The 18297-nt window shown below is 75.1% G+C and carries 16 protein-coding genes; 8 read left to right on the top strand and 8 right to left on the bottom strand.

Going from position 1 to position 18297, the window contains the following annotated elements; genetic code table 11:
* Positions 1-56: 56 nt before the first annotated feature.
* Positions 57-1043: a helix-turn-helix domain-containing protein gene (locus AB0N63_RS05225; RefSeq protein WP_365524271.1), complete on the top strand. Its 987-nt coding sequence runs from the start codon at positions 57-59 to the stop codon at positions 1041-1043.
* Positions 1044-1308: 265 nt separating this feature from the next.
* Positions 1309-2112: a serine hydrolase gene (locus AB0N63_RS05220; protein ID WP_365524268.1), complete on the top strand. Its 804-nt coding sequence runs from the start codon at positions 1309-1311 to the stop codon at positions 2110-2112.
* 572 nt (positions 2113-2684) lie between these two features.
* Here the strand turns inward: AB0N63_RS05220 and AB0N63_RS05215 are convergent.
* The 3 genes from AB0N63_RS05215 to AB0N63_RS05205 all read right to left on the bottom strand — a co-directional run bounded on the left by AB0N63_RS05215 (position 2685) and on the right by AB0N63_RS05205 (position 4767).
* Complete coding sequence (locus AB0N63_RS05215) at positions 2685-3203, bottom strand: ATP-binding protein (protein WP_365524780.1); 519 nt, start codon at positions 3201-3203, stop codon at positions 2685-2687.
* A 488-nt stretch (positions 3204-3691) separates the two neighbouring features.
* Positions 3692-4204, bottom strand: a complete 513-nt coding sequence (locus tag AB0N63_RS05210) for an EF-hand domain-containing protein (protein WP_365524265.1) — start codon at positions 4202-4204, stop codon at positions 3692-3694.
* 194 nt (positions 4205-4398) lie between these two features.
* On the bottom strand, positions 4399-4767 hold the full coding sequence (locus AB0N63_RS05205; RefSeq protein ID WP_169439001.1) for an STAS domain-containing protein: 369 nt from the start codon (positions 4765-4767) through the stop codon (positions 4399-4401).
* Positions 4768-5163: 396 nt separating this feature from the next.
* Between AB0N63_RS05205 and AB0N63_RS05200 the strand changes: the two genes are divergently transcribed.
* Both AB0N63_RS05200 and AB0N63_RS05195 read left to right on the top strand, forming a co-directional pair.
* The gene (locus AB0N63_RS05200; protein WP_365524261.1) at positions 5164-5748 is read left to right on the top strand and encodes a sigma-70 family RNA polymerase sigma factor; all 585 of its coding nucleotides are present in this window, start codon (positions 5164-5166) and stop codon (positions 5746-5748) included.
* Positions 5745-6935: a zf-HC2 domain-containing protein gene (locus AB0N63_RS05195; RefSeq protein ID WP_365524259.1), complete on the top strand. Its 1191-nt coding sequence runs from the start codon at positions 5745-5747 to the stop codon at positions 6933-6935. Before AB0N63_RS05200 ends, AB0N63_RS05195 begins: the two co-directional genes overlap by 4 nt.
* 216 nt (positions 6936-7151) lie before the next feature.
* On the opposite strand, the gene purU is transcribed toward AB0N63_RS05195, so the two are convergent.
* Together purU and AB0N63_RS05185 are read right to left on the bottom strand one after the other, a co-directional pair.
* Positions 7152-8036 (bottom strand): formyltetrahydrofolate deformylase, encoded by an 885-nt coding sequence (gene purU / locus AB0N63_RS05190; protein ID WP_365524256.1) that lies wholly within the window; start codon positions 8034-8036, stop codon positions 7152-7154.
* 118 nt (positions 8037-8154) lie between these two features.
* Complete coding sequence (locus tag AB0N63_RS05185) at positions 8155-8658, bottom strand: hypothetical protein (protein ID WP_009189178.1); 504 nt, start codon at positions 8656-8658, stop codon at positions 8155-8157.
* Positions 8659-8775: 117 nt separating this feature from the next.
* Between AB0N63_RS05185 and AB0N63_RS05180 the strand changes: the two genes are divergently transcribed.
* Complete coding sequence (locus AB0N63_RS05180; RefSeq protein ID WP_365524253.1) at positions 8776-10089, top strand: ABC transporter substrate-binding protein; 1314 nt, start codon at positions 8776-8778, stop codon at positions 10087-10089.
* A 156-nt stretch (positions 10090-10245) separates the two neighbouring features.
* On the opposite strand, the gene AB0N63_RS05175 is transcribed toward AB0N63_RS05180, so the two are convergent.
* Positions 10246-11955 (bottom strand): hypothetical protein, encoded by a 1710-nt coding sequence (locus tag AB0N63_RS05175; RefSeq protein ID WP_365524250.1) that lies wholly within the window; start codon positions 11953-11955, stop codon positions 10246-10248.
* Between the two features lie 157 nt (positions 11956-12112).
* Complete coding sequence (locus tag AB0N63_RS05170; RefSeq protein WP_009189181.1) at positions 12113-13498, bottom strand: hypothetical protein; 1386 nt, start codon at positions 13496-13498, stop codon at positions 12113-12115.
* Between the two features lie 345 nt (positions 13499-13843).
* Between AB0N63_RS05170 and AB0N63_RS05165 the strand changes: the two genes are divergently transcribed.
* The 3 genes from AB0N63_RS05165 to AB0N63_RS05155 all read left to right on the top strand — a co-directional run bounded on the left by AB0N63_RS05165 (position 13844) and on the right by AB0N63_RS05155 (position 17074).
* Positions 13844-14509, top strand: a complete 666-nt coding sequence (locus tag AB0N63_RS05165; RefSeq protein ID WP_365524247.1) for a bifunctional DNA primase/polymerase — start codon at positions 13844-13846, stop codon at positions 14507-14509.
* 139 nt (positions 14510-14648) lie between these two features.
* Positions 14649-15443 carry an ABC transporter ATP-binding protein gene (locus AB0N63_RS05160; RefSeq protein WP_365524777.1) on the top strand — a complete coding sequence of 265 codons (795 nt, stop codon included), beginning with the start codon at positions 14649-14651 and terminating at the stop codon, positions 15441-15443.
* On the top strand, positions 15440-17074 hold the full coding sequence (locus tag AB0N63_RS05155; RefSeq protein WP_365524245.1) for a transporter: 1635 nt from the start codon (positions 15440-15442) through the stop codon (positions 17072-17074). The genes AB0N63_RS05160 and AB0N63_RS05155 overlap by 4 nt, the downstream gene beginning before the upstream one ends.
* A 74-nt stretch (positions 17075-17148) precedes the next feature.
* Here the strand turns inward: AB0N63_RS05155 and AB0N63_RS05150 are convergent, their stop codons facing one another.
* Positions 17149-18018, bottom strand: a complete 870-nt coding sequence (locus AB0N63_RS05150) for an alpha/beta hydrolase (RefSeq protein WP_365524774.1) — start codon at positions 18016-18018, stop codon at positions 17149-17151.
* Positions 18019-18297: the final 279 nt, after the last annotated feature.

Below are 18297 nucleotides of genomic sequence, written 5' to 3'. Positions count from 1 at the left end.
GCGTGCGCGCCTTCGCATCGAGTGGCCCGAAGGACAGCATTCGCTAGGATCGGGCCATGGACCCGTTCCGGCCGCACCGCGTCGCCGTTCTCGCCCTCGACGGGCTGCTCCCCTTCGAGCTGGGCATCCCGCACCGGATCTTCGGCCGGCCCACCGACGCCGAGGGGCGGCTGCTGTACGACGTCGTGACCTGCTCGGTGCGGCCGCCGGGCCCGGTCACCACGGACGCCGACTTCTCGATCGACGTCGCGCACGGGCCAAAGGCACTGGCCACCGCCGACACGGTGATCGTCCCGGCCTCCTACGAACTGGGACCGGTCTTCGAGGAGGGGCGGCTGACCGAGGACCTGGCCGCCGCCCTCGCGCTGATCCGGCCCGGCACCCGGCTCGCCTCGATCTGCACGGGCGCGTACGTGCTCGCCGCCGCCGGACACCTGGACGGCCGTCCCGCGACCACGCACTGGGCGCACGCCGACCACTTCCAGCGGCTGTTCCCGCGGGTCGAGGTGGACGCGGACGTGCTGTTCGTCGACGACGGCGACGTGCTGACCTCGGCGGGCGTGGCGGCCGGGATCGACCTGTGTCTGCACATGGTGCGCCGCGACCACGGCATCGCCGTCGCCAACGACGTGGCCCGCCGCACGGTCGTGCCCCCGCACCGCGACGGCGGGCAGGCGCAGTACATCGCCCGTCCGGTGCCCGACCCGCAACTGGCCACCACGGCCACCGCCCGTGCCTGGGCGCTGGAACGGCTGCACGAGCCGATCCAGCTGCGCGACATGGCCGAGCGGGAGGCCATGTCGGTACGCACGTTCACCCGGCGGTTCCGGGAGGAGGTCGGGGTGAGCCCGGGGCAGTGGCTCACCCGGCAGCGGATCGAACGGGCCCGGCACCTGCTGGAGTCGACGGACCTGTCCATGGACCGGGTGGCACGGGACACGGGCTTCGGCACGGCCCAGTCGATGCGGCAGCACCTCATGGCGGCACTCGGGGTGACCCCGACCGCCTACCGACGCACGTTCCGGGCGGGCGGGGCGGCGTAGGGCGGAGCGGGGGCCGGGCCGGGGCGGGCCGGGGCGTCCACGGCCGTCCAGCCACCTATGGCTCTTCTCACAATTCGGGCGTACGGCGGTTTTCGGTGATGACGGTCACCTTCCGGTCCAGCCGTTTTGTCTATGTTCGTCTCCGGGTCGTCCGATCCCCCAGGGCCTCTCGTCTGGATCACGCCGGGCTCGCGGGCCCTGGCACCGCACCCTGATCCAGACGGAAGACCCCAGCCCCCCGTCACGAAACAGGGCCTTCTCGACCATGCTGAATCGCTTGCGCTCGGTGCCGCGTCCGAGGACCGGCGCCCTTCTCGTCTCCGCCGCGGCACTGCTGTCCGCCGGCACCCTGGCCGCCGCCGCGCCGGCGCACGCCCAGGACGCCTCCCGGGTGACCGCGGCGGTGCTCCCGCTGGACGGCGCCCGGCAGCAGCCCGTCGTCTACGGTGACGACACCCCCTACGACACCGCCAGCATCGTCAAGGTGGACATCCTCGCGACGGCGCTGCTCCAGGCGCAGGACGCGGGGCGGTCCCTCACCGCGCGGGAGCGCGCCCTGGCCGAGCCGATGATCCGCGAGAGCGACAACGCGGCGGCGAACGCCCTGTGGCGGCAGATCGGCCGCGCACCGGGCCTGGCCGCGGCGAACAAGCGGCTCGGGCTGACCGAGACGCAGGGCGGTCCCGGCACCAGGTGGGGACTGACCCGGACCACGGCGAGCGACCAGATACGGCTGCTGCGCGCGGTGTTCGACCCGCCGAAGGCGGGCCCGGCCGCGCTGAACCAGGCCTCCCGGGCCTACCTCCGGACCCTGATGAACAGCGTGGACGACGGACAGGCGTGGGGCGTCTCGGCGGCCGGTTCGGCCTCGGGCACGGCTCTGAAGAACGGCTGGCTCCAGCGGAACCCGACCGGCCTGTGGGACGTGAACAGCGTCGGGCGGATCACCGTCGGCGGGCACCGCTACCTGGTCGCGGTCCTGTCGGCCGGCAACGCGTCGATGGACGACGGCGTCTCCCTGGTCCAGCGGACGGCGCGGACGGCCGTGTCCTCGACGGCGGGACGATAGCGGAACCGAGGTCGGGTTCGGCCGGGGCGCGGAGTTGTCCACAGCCTGTGGAGAAGTCGGCGCGAGCCCGGGTGCCGGACTGCGGAACGAGTCCAGGTCCCGAACGGCGGGGCGAGTCCGGGTGGCGGCGCGCCCATGCCCGCCCCGAGCACGGCACCGCGCGCCGCCATCCGGCTCCGGCGCACCGACCCCACCCCCCCTCGGTCCTGACGGGACCGGTCGGCGCCGACCTCACGACTCGCACTCGCCGAGGCTTCGGCACCCGGAGCCTCCGGCGGTCCGGAGTCCGGCGTGCGGCCCTCGGCGTCCCCTCACGGCGAATCGCTGCCACAAGCGTGATCAAACGGACACGGCACGTCAACAGCCGTTCGGCGGTATGCCCGTTATGCGGGGCTCGCAACGGCCGCGCACGGAAGCATCCCCCGGCGCACGGCCCTCATCCGGACCGGCACCCTCGGCGCACGGCCGCCTCCGGGACAGGCGTCGGCGCACGGTCGCCGTCCGGGCCGCGCCACCAACTCCCGCGAGCCGCGGGCGGCACGGGCGCGGTCGCCCGCGAGCCCGTCCGGCCCTCACACCGCCTCGAAGGCCAACCCTTCGTACGTCGGCCCGTCGAGACCCGGCGTCCCGGCCGGCACCGCGGCGCCGCCCACCGGGAGCTGGTCGCCGCAGGAGGCCGGGGCGGCCCGCTCCGCGGCGGCCGGGGCGCAACGGTCGAGTTCGCACCAGATCCGCTTGCCGGCGCCCTCCGCGCTCCACCCCCACCGGTCGGCGAGGCCGTCCACCAGGGCCAGGCCCCGCCCGCCCGTGGCGTCGTCGTCCGCGCAGCGCGGCACGGGCGCCCGGGTGCTGGCGTCGGCCACCTCCAGCCGCACGGTGGCCGCCTCGGCCGCCGCGCCGGGCAGACAGAGCCGCAGCACGGCCGGACAGCCGGTGTGCACCACGGCGTTGGTGACCAGCTCGGAGACGAGCAGGACCAGCGTCTCGGCGAGCGGCTCGTCGGCCGCTATCCCCGACCCGGCCAGCCGGGAACGGGCCCACCTGCGGGCCCGCCCCACTTCCGCGGGGTCGGGCCGGATCTCCAGCTGCACTCGAAGCACCTGCACCGCTCACACCATCCGAACCGGCGGACCCATGGCCCCGCGCCGTGCGAGGGCCACGATCGTAGCCATTTTCTGCATGGCCAGAACAACGACCAGAGCAAGCGTCACGGACTGTGACTCCCATGCGAGACAGCATGGTTGACGTACCGTCACCGCAACAAGCGCTTCGGGCATATTCCCGCGCGAAGGAGTACTCGTGCGGCATACTGTGCGACGCTCGTCGCGAGGAGTCGAACAGGTGGGCAGCACACGCCACCCGACCTCGCAAGCAGCCGCACGCACCGCCCTGGCCGGGGCCGCCCCTGGGACGACGCCGGGACGGCCGGTCCGCGGAGCCACTCGCACCCGACCCAAGGTACCGGAGCGGACCGGCGACTCCGGGACGTGACGGGTGGCGCGGGGCGGACAACTCGACGACTACGCTCCGTATCCGCGCTCCGTCGCGGTCCGCGGCGGCCGGGGTCGCCCCCGCCCGGTCACTCGGTGACGGTGAAGTAGCGGGCCAGCGCGGGGACGACGTCCTGCTCGCCGATCCTGTCGTCGCCGTCGGCGTCGAGCGCGGCGGCGGTGGCCCGCGCGGTCTGTTCGGACACGCCGAGGGCCCTGAGCGTGCGGGCGGTGTCCGCGACGGTGGCGGCCCCGTCGTCGTCGGTGTCGGCGACGGCCAGGGCGGCGTGCAGGAAGGGGCGGGCGATCTCGGCGAACCGCTCGGGGTTGTCACGCAGCCGCTTGACCGCGCCGGTCACGAACTCCTGGCGGGTGATGCGCTGATCGCCGTCGGCGTCGGCGATCCCGGCCATGCCCTGCCAGAAGGCCTCCGCCCCGCCGTACAGGGCCTGGCCCTTGTCGGAGCGGGCGGTGACGCCGAACTCGGCGAGCAGCGCCTTGGCCGCCACGTTGAAGTCCTCGCGGTCGATCCAGCCGTTGCCGTCCTGGTCGAGGGTGGCGAACCGGTCCCCGATCCTGCGTTCGTACTCGCTGCTCACCATGTCTTCTCGGGCCGCCTCACGTGTGGGGGGTGCGTCTGGCTGGGAGCGTACGACGCCGGGCGCCCGCGGCAGGCCGGAAAGCGGCCGTTGTGCCGACTCCGGGGTGACTCCGGGACACGGGTACTACCACTGCGGGTGTCGCGACCCGAGTGGGCCGGGGGTGTCGCGACCCGGGTGGACGCGGCGCGGGCGCGCTACGCGGACAGCGGTTCCTCGTCGACCGCCGAGGCCAGGTCGGGGCGCACGTCGAAGAGGCGGCGCACGCCGAGCGCGCCGAGGACGCGGTTGACGTGGGAGCCCTCCTCGGCGCCGCCGGCCGGCAGCAGCAGCCGCAGCCGGCCCTGGCAGGAGCGGATCAGCCGGCGGGCGGCGATGAGCACGCCGACGCCGCTGGAGTCGCAGAAGAAGACCTCCGAGAGGTCCAGTACGAGATCGTGGCGGCCCTGCGCCACCACGTCGTGGACGCGCTGGCGCAGCACCGGTGAGGTCACCAGGTCCAGTTCGCCGGCGACATGGAGCACGCTCCACCCGCCCTGTTCGTCGCCGGTCACCTTGAACACCACGGCCCGCCCTCCGCTCGCCGGTTCTTCCCCGGAACCGCCCGGAAACGGAGCCAGTTCCTACGTTTCTTTCCGCGCGGCTGCCCAGCGGCCGTTCCCCCAAACACCGCACGTCAAACCGACCTTGTTCATCAACCGGTTCGTTTCGGTCAACTCCGGTCGCGTTCGGTCGGAATTGGTCCGCCGGTGCGGGGGTAGACGCGACAGAACGAGAAGACGCCCTCTACCACCTGCGGCTCGTCGGGGGGCGCACATTGGCACAAAGGGGCGTGCGGCCCCGTATGTGCCGACTACATTCGGAAGGACCGGACGGACAGGCTGGAAACCGGCGACGAGCGTAGAAACCGGCGACGGGCCGGGACACGGGCGCGGCAGGGCGCCGGGCGCGGAGGGGGCCGCATGGCGGAGAAGGACGCACCGCCCCGCTGGGACAGCGGGATGCAGCAACGGCTCGCCCGCGGCGAGGCCGCCGCCCTCGGCGAGCTGTACGACCGGTTCGCCTCCCTCGTGCACGGCCTCGCCCACCGCGTGCTCGGCGACGAGCAGGGCGCCGACGCCGTCACCCGCGAGGTGTTCGCCCACGTCTGGCAGCACCCCGACGCCTACGACCCGCGCCAGGGCCCCCTGCGCACCTGGGTGGCGACGCTGACCCACCGGCTGGCCGTGCAACGGCTGCGCGCCCTCGGGGCCGCCGCCCTGACCGACGGCGGCGAGGGCTCGCCCGAGGAACTGGAGCGCAGGGTGCGCCGCGCCTCCGTCGCCGCCCGCGCCGACTTCATCGTCCACTCCATGCCCGCGCCGCTGCGCGCCGCCCTGGAGCTGGCCTACTTCCAGCGCCGCGACTACCGGCAGACGGCCGCCGACCTCGGCGTCACCGAGGACGAGGCCCGCCGCCGGCTCCGCCTCGGCCTCCAGCTGCTGGCCACCGCGCACGACGCGGCCGGCCCCGGCGCGCCGCCACCGGGATACGGAGGCGCGGCATGAGCGGACGGACCCGGCCGGAGCGGCGGCCGGCCCGACGAGAGGACGCGGGCGGACCCGTGCCGGCACACGACGTCCTGAAGTCGCTCCTCGGGGCGTGGGCGCTGGCCGCCTGCTCGCCCCGGGAGGCGGCGGCCGTGGAGGAGCACCTCGGCGGCTGCGGCGACTGCGCCGAGGAGGCGCTGCGGCTGCGGGCGGCGGTCGGCCTGCTGCACCCGCCCGAGAGCCTCGACCTGGACCCCGGCCTGCGCACCCGGGTCATGGAAGGCTGTCTGGAACGGCGCCCGGCGCGCGTCCCGGTGCCCGAGTGGGCGGCGCCCTACGACGCGGAGACCGCGCGCCTGGACGCGCTGCTCCAGGACATCCGCGACTCCGAGTGGCACGCGCCGGTGCGGCTGCGCTGGTTCGAGGGCGAGGCGGCGACCAGCCGCCGGACCACCGTCGCGGGGGTCATCGCGCATCTGATGAGCGTGGACGGGCTGGTCGCGGTGGCGCTCGGCCTGGCCGACCCGCTCGCCGGCACCCCGGCCGACCCGCCCACGCCGACGGCGCGCACCGAGGCGTGCTGGCGGGCCTCGCACTACCCGCCGACCCGTTCCGTACGGACGCCCTGGCGCAGCCAGACGCACGCGCTGGTGCGGACGGTGTCCCGGGCCGACGGGACCGAGCCCGGCGACGCCGTCGGCCCCGAGCGGGCGACGGTGCCGTACGGCGGCTTCGAACTGCCGCTGCGCGACGCGCTGCTGGACCGGGCCTTCGAGTGCTGGGTGCACGCCGAGGACATCGCCGGCGCGGTGGACTACCCCTACGGCCCGCCGGCCCCGCGCCATCTGCACGGGATGATCGACCTGGCCGCCCGGATGCTGCCGGGGGTGCTGGCCGAGCGGCGGCGCGCCGGGCTGGCCGCACCGGGCCGCGCCCGGCACCTGGTGACCGCGGGCGCGCCGGGCCGCAGTCTGCGGCTGGAGATCGAGGGCTCGGGCGGCGGCCAGTGGCTGATACCGCTCGACTCGCCCGGCGCGGTGGGCTCCGCGGACCACGAGGTGGCCCATGTGGCACTGGACGGCGTGGAGTTCTGCCATCTGGCGGCCGGCCACATCGCGCCGCGCGAGGCGGCCGCCGGCCAGAACGGCGACCACGACGCGATCAGGGACGTCCTGTACGCGGCGGCATCACTGAGCCGGATGTAGCCGCCCGCCGGGCCGTCCCGACCGGCCCGGCCGGACGGAGACGGCCCCGGTCCCCGACCGGCCCTTGGCCGGGCAGGTCGTCAGGCCGGCCGTGCCGTCACGACCCCGCGCCCCCAGCTGATCGAGCCGCAGGCCGCCAGGCCGCGTCCCGCACCGCCGGGCGACCGCCGTCCGGCGACCGCCGCCGTCCGCCGGGCCTCCGTCTGACGCCGCGGCTCAGGCGAAGACCACCGTGCGGCGGCCGTTCAGCAGGATGCGGTGTTCGGCGTGCCACTTCACCGCGCGGGCCAGGGCCTGGCACTCCACGTCGCGGCCGACGGCGACCAGCTGGTCCGGGTTCACGTCGTGGCCGACCCGCTCGACCTCCTGCTCGATGATCGGGCCCTCGTCGAGGTCGGCGGTCACGTAGTGGGCCGTCGCGCCGATCAGCTTCACGCCCCGCGCGTGCGCCTGGTGGTAGGGCTTGGCGCCCTTGAAGCTCGGCAGGAAGGAGTGGTGGATGTTGATGATCCGGCCGCTGAGCTGCTTGCACAGGTCGTCGGAGAGGACCTGCATGTAGCGGGCGAGGACGACGAGTTCGACCTTCTCCTCGCGCACCAGCTCCAGCAGCCGCGCCTCGGCCTCGGCCTTGGTGTCGCGGGTCACCGGGATGTGGTGGAAGGGGATGTCGTAGGAGGCCACCAGCTCGGCGAAGTCGGTGTGGTTGGAGACCACGGCGGCGATCTCGACGGGCAGCGCCCCGGTCCGCGCGCGGAAGAGCAGGTCGTTCAGGCAGTGCCCGAACTTGCTGACCATCAGCACGATCCGCATCTTGTCCTCGGCCCGGTGGATCTGCCACTCCATGCCGAAGGAGTCGCCGATCGCCGCGAAGCTGGCCCGCAGCTTGTCCACGTTCACCGGCGGCTCGGCGGAGAAGTGGACCCGCATGAAGAACAGTCCCGAGTCCTGGTCCCCGAACTGCTGGCTGTCCACGATGTTGCAGCCGGTCATGAACAGATAGCTGGACACGGCGTGCACGATGCCCTGCTTGTCGGGGCAGGAGAGGGTCAGGACGTACTGGTCGGCCGTGGTCGCGGCGGCTCGGGAAGACTGCTCAGTCATGCGGGACAGGGTCCCACACACCCCGCCCGCCGCGGGAACGCGTACCGCCGACCGGACGCGTCTCACGCCGCGGACCGTACGCGTGCCCGTACCCCGCGCGGGCGCCGCGCCGGGGGCCCTATGCCGCGCCGCGGGTCATGATGCGCAGCACCTCCAGGCTGCGCGGCGGCGCGTCCGGGTCGTCGCCGTCGCTCGCCGCGAGCCGCAGATGCGCGTCGCGCGCCGCCCGCACCGCCTCCGGCCAGGCGTGGTGGTCGAGATAGGCGGCCACCGGGGCGTCCGGCCCGACCTGGTGCATGATCCGCAGCACCCGCAGGACCGCCGTGTCGACGAGCGCCGCCTCCTGCGAGTCGCGGAAGATCGTGCCGACGTACTTCTCGGCGGACCAGTTGTCCAGCCAGGTGTCCTCCACCAGCCGGTACACGGCGTCGGTGACGTCTCCGTACCCCTCGACGCCCGCCAGCCAGACGTCCCGCTGGAACACCGGGTCGGAGAGCATGTGCAGCGCGGAGCGCACATTGCTGCGCCAGCGCCACCACGGCATGTCGTTGAGTGGCATGCCGCCCATGGTGGAGGAGCGACGGCCGCGACGGGAAGAGTTCTCCGAACCTTGCACGGTCACCGATCGTACGTTCTCCCTCCGGACGGCCCGCCCGGCCCCCGCAATTCACCGTCCCGTCACCCATTGTCGACGAAGGATCGCTCCTGGGTTAGGGATGTGCCGGAATCGTGCGGGGACATGACCGGCAGGCGACACGCGCGCAGCTTCCTCCCCACCGCCCCCGCCCGGCCCGCCGGACGGAGAAGGGCCCTTCCGACCGCGGCCGCCCTGGCGGTGTGCGCGTCGCTCGCCGCCGGCTGCGGTGTCGTCCCCGCCGTCACGGGGGGCTCCGGGGACGGCACCGTGACCGTGATGACCTGGGCGCCGGACGGCACCCGGGCGACCAACAAGCCCGGCATGCCCGCCATGGCCCGCGCCTACGCCCGCCGGGTCAACGCCGACGGCGGCATCGCGGGCCACAAACTCAAGGTCCTCACCTGCAACGAGGGCAACGACAGCGTGGCGGCGGCCAAGTGCGCCCGGCTCGCCGTCAAGGAGAACGTGGTCGCCGTCGTCGGCTCCTACAGCCAGTACAGCGACTCCTTCTTCCCGCCGCTGGAGGGCGCGGGCATCCCGTACCTCGGCGGCTACGGCGTGACCACCGCCGAGTTCACCCGGGCGCTGTCCTACCCCGTCAACGGCGGCCAGCCGAGCCTGCTGGTGGGGCTCGGCAGGGCGCTGGCCGCCGACTGCGGCCCGGTCACCTTCGTCCGGCCCGACAGCATCGCCGGCGACGAGCTGCCCGGCCTGCTGAACGCGGGCCTCGAAGCGGGCGGCCACGGTCCCGCCCACGACCAGCCGGCCGCCGAGGACGCCACCGAGTACTCCGGGCAGGCGGACCGGGCGCTGAAGCAGTCGACCGCCGAGAAGGGCCGGCGCGGCTGCGTGGTGCCCTCCCTCGGCGAGCGCACCAACATCTTCATGGACTCCTTCCGCCGCGACCGCGACAGCTACCCGGCGGTGCGCACCGCCGCCGTGCTCGGCAACGTCGACCAGACGGTGATCGACGCGAGCGGCGGGCGCACGGGACCGTACGAGGGGGCGTACATCACCGGCTGGTACCCGGTGGCGGACGATCCGCGGTGGGCGCCGATGAAGAAGGTCGTCAACGAGCAGGCGTTCGGCGACAACCGTGTCGATCCCGCCGACGCCGGGGTGCAGACCACCTGGATCGCCTACACCGTGCTGCGCGCCGTCCTGGAGAAGATCGGCTCCGGCGCGGTGACCGCCGACACCGTGCGCCACACCCTCAACAGCGGGCTGAGGGTGGACACCGGCGGCCTGACCCCGCCGCTGAGCTGGAGCCAGTCCGGCCCCTTCGCCGCCGCGGGCCTGGCCCGCCTCGTCAACGCCGGCGTCACCCTCCAGGTGGTGCGCCAGGGCCGGCTGGTGGCGGCCACGCAGGACGCCGTGGACGTGACGAGGACGCTGCGGAACGCGGACGTGGACTGAGCGGAAGCGGGCCGCGTACGAGTCCAGCCCGGCGCGAGCCGGGCCGAGGACGGGCCGGGCTCCCGGCCGCCGGAGATCTCCGGGACCGGGGGCTCGCTCGTGCCCGGCCGGTGCGCGAGGCGCTGCCCGGCGGGTGCGTGCCCGGCTTTCAGCCGGTCACAGCTGGGTGGGCTGGCGCTGGGTCAGGCCGTACTTCCCGGCGATCGCGTTCCACAGCCCGGCGGCCTTGCCCTTCTGGGCGCTGGCGACGCCGCTCTCCCGGTTGCCCGCCTGCGCGTGGGGGGTGGTGCGGGCCTGGCCCTTCTTGCAGCCGTTCTTGCCGCCCACCTGGTCCGCCCACGCCGCGTAGTGCTGGTCGGCCGAGGCGGACGCCTTCCAGGCGCTGGTGAGAGCGCCGGTCAGCTGCGCGTGGTCCGGCAGCTGGTCGACGGACAGCCCGTTCAGCCGGGTGACCAGCTCGCCGCGCTGCTTGGCGGCGGCGCGCAGGTCGGCGGCGGCCTGGTGGAGGTTGGCGCACTTCTTGACGTCGGCCACCGCCTTGATCACGGAGGCCCGGCTGCTGCCGCTGTCGGCCAGCAGCTTGTCCAGCTCCACCGCCTGCTGGCGGGCCGGGTCGGCGGACGGCGAGGCCGACGGCGCGGTGCTCCCGGGCGCGGTCGCGGAGACGTCGGTGCCGGCGTCGGCCTTCTTGTCGTCGTCGCCGCCCCCGCTGAGCAGCGCGCCCGCGCCGACGCCGAGGACGGCGATGCCGACGCCGACGGCCGCGATCAGCGGCAGCCGCCCGGTGCGCTTGCCGCCCCGGCCGCCGTCGTCGCCCTGGCCGGGCCCGCCGGGCTGCCCGCCGTACGGCGCGCCCGGTCCGGCGTAGCCACCGGGGCCGGGGTGGCCGGCCGGGGCGGGGCGGGCGTCGTGGCGGGGCTCCACCTGGGGCAGCTGCGCGGTGGCCGGGGCCTCGCCGCCGGCGCGGAAGAGGTTGTCGAACTCGGCGGGCGGCTGCCGTCCGGCGTCGCCCGGGCCGCTCGCGCCCGGCCCGGCGCCGAAGGGCGCGCCCGGGCCGCCGCCCGCCGGGCCGCCGGGCACGGGGGCCATGAACTGCGTGGGCTCGGCGTCCGGGTTGCCGCCCGCACCGCCGCCCTGCGGCACCCGGCCGAGGAAGTGCGTCGCGGGATCGCCGCCGGGCGTCTCGGGCGGCATCGCGCCCGCGCCCACCGGCGGTATGTACTGCGTCGCGCCCTCGTCCGCGGGGGTCGCGTACGGCGCCGGGCCGTCGGTGACCGGCGGTATGTACTGGGTGGCGCCCTCGTCCGCGCCCGCGGCCCCGTACGGCGCGGCCGGCGGCAGCGGCGCGGTGTGCGTGCCGTGCGCCCGCGGCTGGTGCTGCTGGTACGGCGGCTGCGCGCCCCCGTGGGCACCGTGGCCGGGCGCCGGGGCGCCCTCCGGGGGCAGCGGGCCCGCGCCCGGGTGCCCGGCGGCGGGTCCCTGCGCGCCCCACTGGCCCTGCGCCGTCTGGCCCGGCTGCTGCTGGTACTGCTGCGGGGAGCCCCAGCCCGGCGCGGGCGCCTGGGCCTGCCAGCCCTGTCCGGGCCCGGACTGCGGGGGCTGCGGGCTCTGCTGCTGTCCCGGACCCCACGGCTGGCCCCAGGCCTGGCCGCCGGCCGGAGCCGTGCCGGGTCCCTGCCCGCCCTGCTGCGCGGGCGGCATACCGCCCGGACCACCGTGGCCACCACGGCCGCCGTAGCCACCGTGGCCGCCCGCTCCGCCGCCCGTCATGCCCGGCAGCAGGGGCTGCCCACCGTCGGAGGGCAGCACGATGCCTTCGCGCGCGGGCTGCGCCGAGGGCTCCTCGCCCTGTCCACTCTGCGTCACCGGGACTCCTACGAATGGGGGACTTGCGGAATCGTCGGCTCACGCTACCGGGTCCCCCGAGCCCGGTGCCACGCAGCACGGGACTCCGCCCCTTCCCCCACGGCCGCAGTGACGAAACCCGCGCCCGATGCGCTGTACATGGTCCACGCGCACGCGGTCACGCCGCCGCCTGCACCTCCAGCCGCGCCCCGAACTCCCGTACCACCGCCTCGTCCCGGAACGGATCGAGCCGCTGCTGGAAGTCCTCCAGATACTCCGCGCCCCGGTTGGAGCGCAGCGTCTCCAGCAGCTCCACGGCCTTCATGCCGGTGCTGCACGCCTGCTCGATCTCCCGCTGCTGCACCTGCGCCGTGGCGAGCAGCACGTAGCCGATCGCCCGGCGCCTGGCCCGCGCGGCCGGGTGCCCGGCCAGCGCCCGCTCCGCCTGCCGGGCCGCCGCCTCCGGCTGCCCCAGGTCGCGGTAGCAGTGCGCCAGCTCGTCGGCGAGGTACGCCTCGTCGAAGTGCGCGATCCACGCCGGATCGTCCCCGGTGTCCGACTCGGCCGCCTCCAGCGCGCTGATCGCCCGTCCCGCCGACAGCTGCGCCGAGCGCACATCGCCCATCAGGGCGTGCCCGCGCGCCTCGGCCGCGTGGAACATCGACTCCGCGCGCGGCGTCACCCGGCCCCGCGCCCCCTCCTGCGCCGCCCGCGCCAGCTGCGCGATCTCCCGCGGATTGCCGAGCTGGGCCGCGAGATGGCTCATGGACGCCGCCAGCACATAGCCGCCGTAGCCGCGGTCGCCGGCCGCCTGCGCGAGCCGCAGCGCCTGGATGTAGTAGCGCTGCGCCAGCCCCGGCTGGCCGGTGTCCACGGCCATGTAGCCGGCCAGTTCCGTCAGCCGCGCCACCGCGCCGAACAGATCGCGGCCCACCGCCTCCCGGTACGACCCCGCCAGCAGCCCGGACACCACGCTGTTGAGGTAGTGCACGACCACCGGTCGCACATGCCCGCTGCCGTACGTGTGGTCCAGGTCCACCAGCGCCTGCGTCATGGCCCGTACGGCCGCGACGTCCGACTGCCCCACCCTCGGGCCGGCCGCCCGCGCCACCTGGCCGTCCGGCGCGGAGATCAGCCAGTCCCGGCTCGGCTCGACCAGCGCGGAGGCGGCGACGGAGGAGCCGGACAGGAAGTCCCGCCGTCCCACGTCGCTGCGCCACAGCTCGCACACCTGCTCGATGGCCCCCAGCACCGTCGGCGAGAACTGGAGACCCACCCCGGAGGCGAGGTTCTTGCCGTTGGCCATGCCGATCTCGTCGATCGTGACCGTACGGCCGAGCTTGCGGCCCAGCGCCTCGGCGATAATCGCCGGCGCCCGGCCCCGCGGTTGCTGTCCCCGCAGCCAGCGCGCCACGGACGTCTTGTCGTACCGCAGATCCAGGCCGTGCTCGGCGCCGCACATGTTGACCCGGCGGGCCAGCCCGGCGTTCGAGCAGCCCGCTTCCTGAATGAGCGCCTGCAGCCGTTCGTTCGGCTGCCGCGCTACGAGAGGCCTTGCGGCCATGGCATAACCCCCTGCTTCCTGGCGGCTCGCGTGTGGCTGCGGTGCCCTGCCCACGCACCGAAGTTGACGTGACTTGCGCGGCCGGCCCCCGACGCATCCCGGCGAGGAGACCGGCCGTGAAGATCAATGCCCACGGACATACCGAAAATGCGGGACATGCGAAGATTGCCGGAGTAAAGGTGCATGCCGCCCCCACACTCAACTACCCCGCGCCCGCCGCGGATCCTCCCGCGCGCCCCCGCCCGTGCACCCATGCGCCCCGGCCGTGGAATCGGTGCACCTCCCCCGCGCGCGACCCCGCCGCACACCCCGTAACTCCAGGTGGGCACGGGAGTTGAGTGGAACGTGGAAGAGACGATCCCGGACACCCAAGTCGCGCCCCTCACCGGCCAGATCCCCCTCCAGCGCTGCGACTCGCTGCTGGAGACCGCCGTTCGCTATGCCGAAGAACGCCACTGGGACGTACTTCCCGGCACCTGGCTGGAGGACGCCGACGGGGTGCGGCGCTGCTCCTGCGGCGACCCGGCGTGCGCCGCACCCGGCGCACACCCGGCGCGCGAGGACTGGGCGAGCCAGGCCACCGGCAGCGCGACCGTCGCCCGCCGGCTGTGGCAGAAGCGGCCCACCGCGTCGATCCTGCTGCCCACCGGCCGCACGTTCGACGCGATGTGCGTCCCCGAGACCGCCGGGTTCCTCGCGCTGGCCCGGATGGAACGCATGGGCCTCGCCCTCGGCCCGGTCACCCTCACCCCGGAGCGGCGCATGCAGTTCTTCGTGCTGCCCGGCGCCTGCGCCAAACTCCCCGACCTGGTGCGGCGGCTCGGCTGGTCCCCGTCCTCCCTCGACCTGGTCGCGCTCGGCGAGGGCGCCTACGTCGCCGCCCCGCCCACCCGCTACGGCACGCGCGGCGCCGTCCAGTGGGTCTGCCGGCCGACCCGCGCCAACCGCTGGCTGCCCGACGCCGAGGAACTGATCTCCGCCCTCGTCTACGCCTGCGGACGCGACCGCTAGCGCCGGCCCGAGGGGACGCGTCGTCGCCCGGGACCGGCCGCGCGCCGATCAGCTCCGGGCCGGTCCGACGACGCGCGTCCACACCCGAAGGCCGGACGCGCGCCGGTGAACGCCACGCCGCTCCCCCGTAGGGTGCACCCTGACGGAGGGAGCAGCAGTGGTGAGTACCAGCGCCGTACGGATTCAGGGACTGTGGAAGCGGTTCGGGCAGCAGATCGCCGTCGCCGGGATCGATCTGGAGCTGCCCGCCGGGAAGTTCATCGGCCTGGTCGGCCCCAACGGCGCCGGCAAGACCACCACCCTGTCCATGGTGACCGGCCTGCTCCGCCCCGACCAGGGCACCGTCGAGATCGCCGGGCACGACGTGTGGCGCGACCCGGTCGCCGTGAAGGCGCGCATCGGCGTCCTGCCCGAGGGCCTGCGCCTGTTCGAACGGCTCACCGGGCGCGAACTCCTCGCCTACTCCGGCCGGTTGCGGGGACTGCCCGGCGACGAGGTGGACCGGCGCGCCGCCCAGCTGCTCGACGTGCTCGACCTGGCCGGCGCCCAGCACAAGCTGGTCGTCGACTACTCCACCGGCATGCGCAAGAAGACCGGTCTCGCCGCCGCCCTCCTGCACAACCCCGAAGTCCTCTTCCTGGACGAGCCGTTCGAGGGTGTCGACCCGGTCTCCGCGCAGACCATCCGCGGCGTCCTGGAGCGCTACACGGCCTCCGGCGCCACCGTCGTGTTCTCCTCGCACGTGATGGAACTGGTCGAGTCGCTGTGCGACTGGGTCGCCGTGCTGGCCGCCGGCCGCATCCGCGCCCACGGGCCGCTCGCCGAGGTGCGCGGCGACGCCGCCACCCTCCAGGAGGCCTTCCTCGAACTCGTCGGCGCGCAGGGCCGCGCCGCCGGGTCCGACCTCGACTGGCTCGGCGGCGGCGCCCGATGACCGCCACCGCCCCGGCCGGCCCGCAGACCCCGCCGGCCGCCCCCGTCCCGTCGATCACCCCCGTCGTCGTACGGCTGAAGCTGTCGCTGCTGCGCAACGGGCTGCGGCAGTCCGCCGGGCGGCGCGCCGCCTACGTCACCTCCGCCGTCCTCGCCCTGCTGTTCGCCCTCTCCCAGCTGCTCGGCCTGATCGTGCTGCGCGGCCACGCGCACATCGCCTCCGTCGCCGTGCCCGGCGGGGCGCTGCTCGCGCTGGGATGGGCGGTGATGCCGCTGTTCTTCCCGAGCGGCGACGAGACCCTCGACCCGACCCGCCTGGTGATGCTGCCGCTGCGCCCGCGGCCCCTGGTCCGGGCGCTGCTGGCCGCCTCCCTGGTCGGCGTCGGGCCGCTGTTCACGGTGCTGCTGCTGGCCGGCTGTGTGATCGCGGTGGCGCACGGGGCGGTGGCCTGGACCGTCGCGGTCGTCGCCGTCCCGCTCGCGCTGCTGGTGTGCGTGGCCCTCGCCCGGGCCGTGGCCGCCGCGAACATCCAGCTGCTGACCAGCCGCCGGGGTCGCGACCTCGCCGTGCTCAGCGGCCTGGTCGTCGCCGTGGGCGCCCAGCTCGTCAACTTCGGCATGCAGCGGCTCGGCACGGCCGGCCTGGCCCAGCTCGACCCGGCCGCGGCCGTCCTGCGCTGGGTGCCGCCCGCGACGGCCGTCGGAGCGGTGGACTCCGCGAGCCGCGGCGACCACGCGGTGGCCGCGGCCCAGCTCGCCCTGACCGCCGCCGCCCTCGCCGCCCTGCTCGGGGTGTGGGCGCGCAGCCTCACCCGGCTGATGACCTCCCCCGACGCCTCCACCGTCCAGAGCCCCGACACCGCGGCCCGCAACCGCTCCGGCGGCGGTCTCGCCCGGCTGCTGCCGCCCGGCCGTACCGGCACCGTCATGGAGCGCAGCCTGCGCTACGTCTGGCGCGACCCCAAGACCAAGGCCGCCTGGGTGACCTCGCTGGCCATCGGCCTGATCGTGCCCGTCTTCAACGCCCTCCAGGGCACCGGATCGCCGTACTTCGCCTGCTTCGCCGCCGGGATGCTCGGCATCCAGATGTACAACCAGTTCGGCCAGGACACCTCCGCCTTCTGGATGGTCGCCCTCACCATCTCCACCCCGCGCGACGCCTACGTCGAACTGCGCGGGCGCGCGCTGGCCCTCCTCACGGTGACCCTGCCGTACGCCACCCTCGTCACCGTGCTGACCACCGCGCTGCTCGGCGACTGGCAGCGGCTGCCCCAGGTGCTCGGCCTGTCCTTCGGGCTGCTCGGCGCGATGCTGGCGACCGGGGCGTGGATGTCGGCCCGCTTCCCCTACTCCATCCCGCAGGAGGGCTACAAGAACGTCGCCCCCGGCCAGGCCGGCCTCGCCTGGATCGCCGTCTTCGGCGGCATGCTCTCGGCGGCCCTGCTGTGCTCCCCCGTCATCGCCCTCACCATCTGGTCGCACGTCAGCGCGAGCGGCGAGGACTGGAGCTGGCTGCTGCTGCCGGTCGGCGCGCTCTACGGCGCCGGGCTGACCGTCCTCGGCCTGCGACTGGCCGCCCCGCGCACGGCGGCCCGGCTGCCGGAGATCCTCACGGCGGTCAGCAAGGGCTGAGGCGGTACGCGCCCTCGGCACCGGGGCTGCGGGCCGGGGGCGTACAGGTTGTGCGGGGCGCGGGGTCGCGCGGGTCACGGGGAGAGGACCGACTCCAGGAACGGGGCGATGGCCGTGCGCCACGCCTCCGGCTGGTCGCAGTGCACGAGGTGACCGGCGTCCACCACCTCCGCGTACTGACCGCGCGGCAGGACCCGCACCATCTCCTGCGCCTCGGCCCGGCCCAGCTCGCCGTCGAGGCCGCGCACGACGAGGGCCGGGCAGCGCACCTGGGTCAGCTCCTCCCAGTGCGCGTCGTACACCCACGTCTCCCGGGAGGCGAGCATGTCCGCGGGCTCGAAGACGGGACGCCAGCCGTCCGGGCACTCGTGCATGACCTCGGCGTAGAACTCGCCGCGGGCCGGGTTCGGGCGGTCCACCCAGGGATCGTCCTCCCCGAACCACCTGCGGACGTCGGCGAGCGTGGCGAACGGCACCGGCCACGTCCTGAACCACTCCTCCCACTCCCGCTGGGAGGCCGCGCCGAGCGCGGAGGCCCGCATGTCGCAGATGACCAGCCCGCGCACCAGGTCGGGGCGCCGGGCGGCGAGCTGCCAGCCGGTCAGGGCGCCCATCCCGTGGCCGATGACCAGGACCGGCCCGAGACCGAGCTGCTCGACGGCGGCCTCGGCGTCCTCGACGTAGGCCTCGCGGGTGAGGGCGGACGACGAAGGCTTGTCGCTCTGGCCGTGGCCCCGCTGGTCGAGCGCGACGGCCCGGTACCGCCCGGACAGCCACCGAGCGGTGCCCGCCCAGTGCGAGGCGCGGCCCATGAGGCCGTGGAGCAACAGCACGCCGGTGGCGCGCGGGAAGGCGGTACGGCCGTCGGCCGGACCGGGACGCTCGGCCGGGGCGGGGTGCTCGGACGGCCCGGAGGACTCGCGCGCCCCGGGGTGCTCGGACACGGCGGAGTGCCCGGGCCGGGCGGCCCGCTCGGCCTCTTCGGCGCGTCCGGAGTGCTCCGGGACGGCGGAGAGCCGCTGCCGCCCCGTCGCCTGTGCCGACCGCATGGACGACGCGGACTGCGCCGGTTCCACCGGCCCTGCCCGCTCCACCCGCCCCCGCTCCACCGGCTCCTGGGCCGGGACGAAGGGTTTGTCCGCCTCCTCGCCCTCCCCCACGGCCCCGTGGCCGTCCTTGGGGGGTTCGGCGAACTCCCAGGCGGCGAGCCGTACGCCACCCGC

Source organism: Streptomyces sp. NPDC093260 (assembly GCF_040683715.1).
Classification (GTDB): Bacteria; Actinomycetota; Actinomycetes; order Streptomycetales; family Streptomycetaceae; genus Streptomyces; species Streptomyces sennicomposti.
This window is presented reverse-complemented; position numbering and strand designations above follow the sequence as displayed.

Coding starts and splice junctions, on each gene's coding strand:
- AB0N63_RS05225 (WP_365524271.1), top strand. CDS start 57: ATGGACCCGTTCCGGCCGCACCGCGTCGCCGTTCTCGCCCTCGACGGG.
- AB0N63_RS05220 (WP_365524268.1), top strand. CDS start 1,309: ATGCTGAATCGCTTGCGCTCGGTGCCGCGTCCGAGGACCGGCGCCCTT.
- AB0N63_RS05210 (WP_365524265.1), bottom strand. CDS start 4,204: ATGGTGAGCAGCGAGTACGAACGCAGGATCGGGGACCGGTTCGCCACC.
- AB0N63_RS05200 (WP_365524261.1), top strand. CDS start 5,164: ATGGCGGAGAAGGACGCACCGCCCCGCTGGGACAGCGGGATGCAGCAA.
- AB0N63_RS05195 (WP_365524259.1), top strand. CDS start 5,745: ATGAGCGGACGGACCCGGCCGGAGCGGCGGCCGGCCCGACGAGAGGAC.
- purU (WP_365524256.1), bottom strand. CDS start 8,036: ATGACTGAGCAGTCTTCCCGAGCCGCCGCGACCACGGCCGACCAGTAC.
- AB0N63_RS05180 (WP_365524253.1), top strand. CDS start 8,776: ATGACCGGCAGGCGACACGCGCGCAGCTTCCTCCCCACCGCCCCCGCC.
- AB0N63_RS05170 (WP_009189181.1), bottom strand. CDS start 13,498: ATGGCCGCAAGGCCTCTCGTAGCGCGGCAGCCGAACGAACGGCTGCAG.
- AB0N63_RS05155 (WP_365524245.1), top strand. CDS start 15,440: ATGACCGCCACCGCCCCGGCCGGCCCGCAGACCCCGCCGGCCGCCCCC.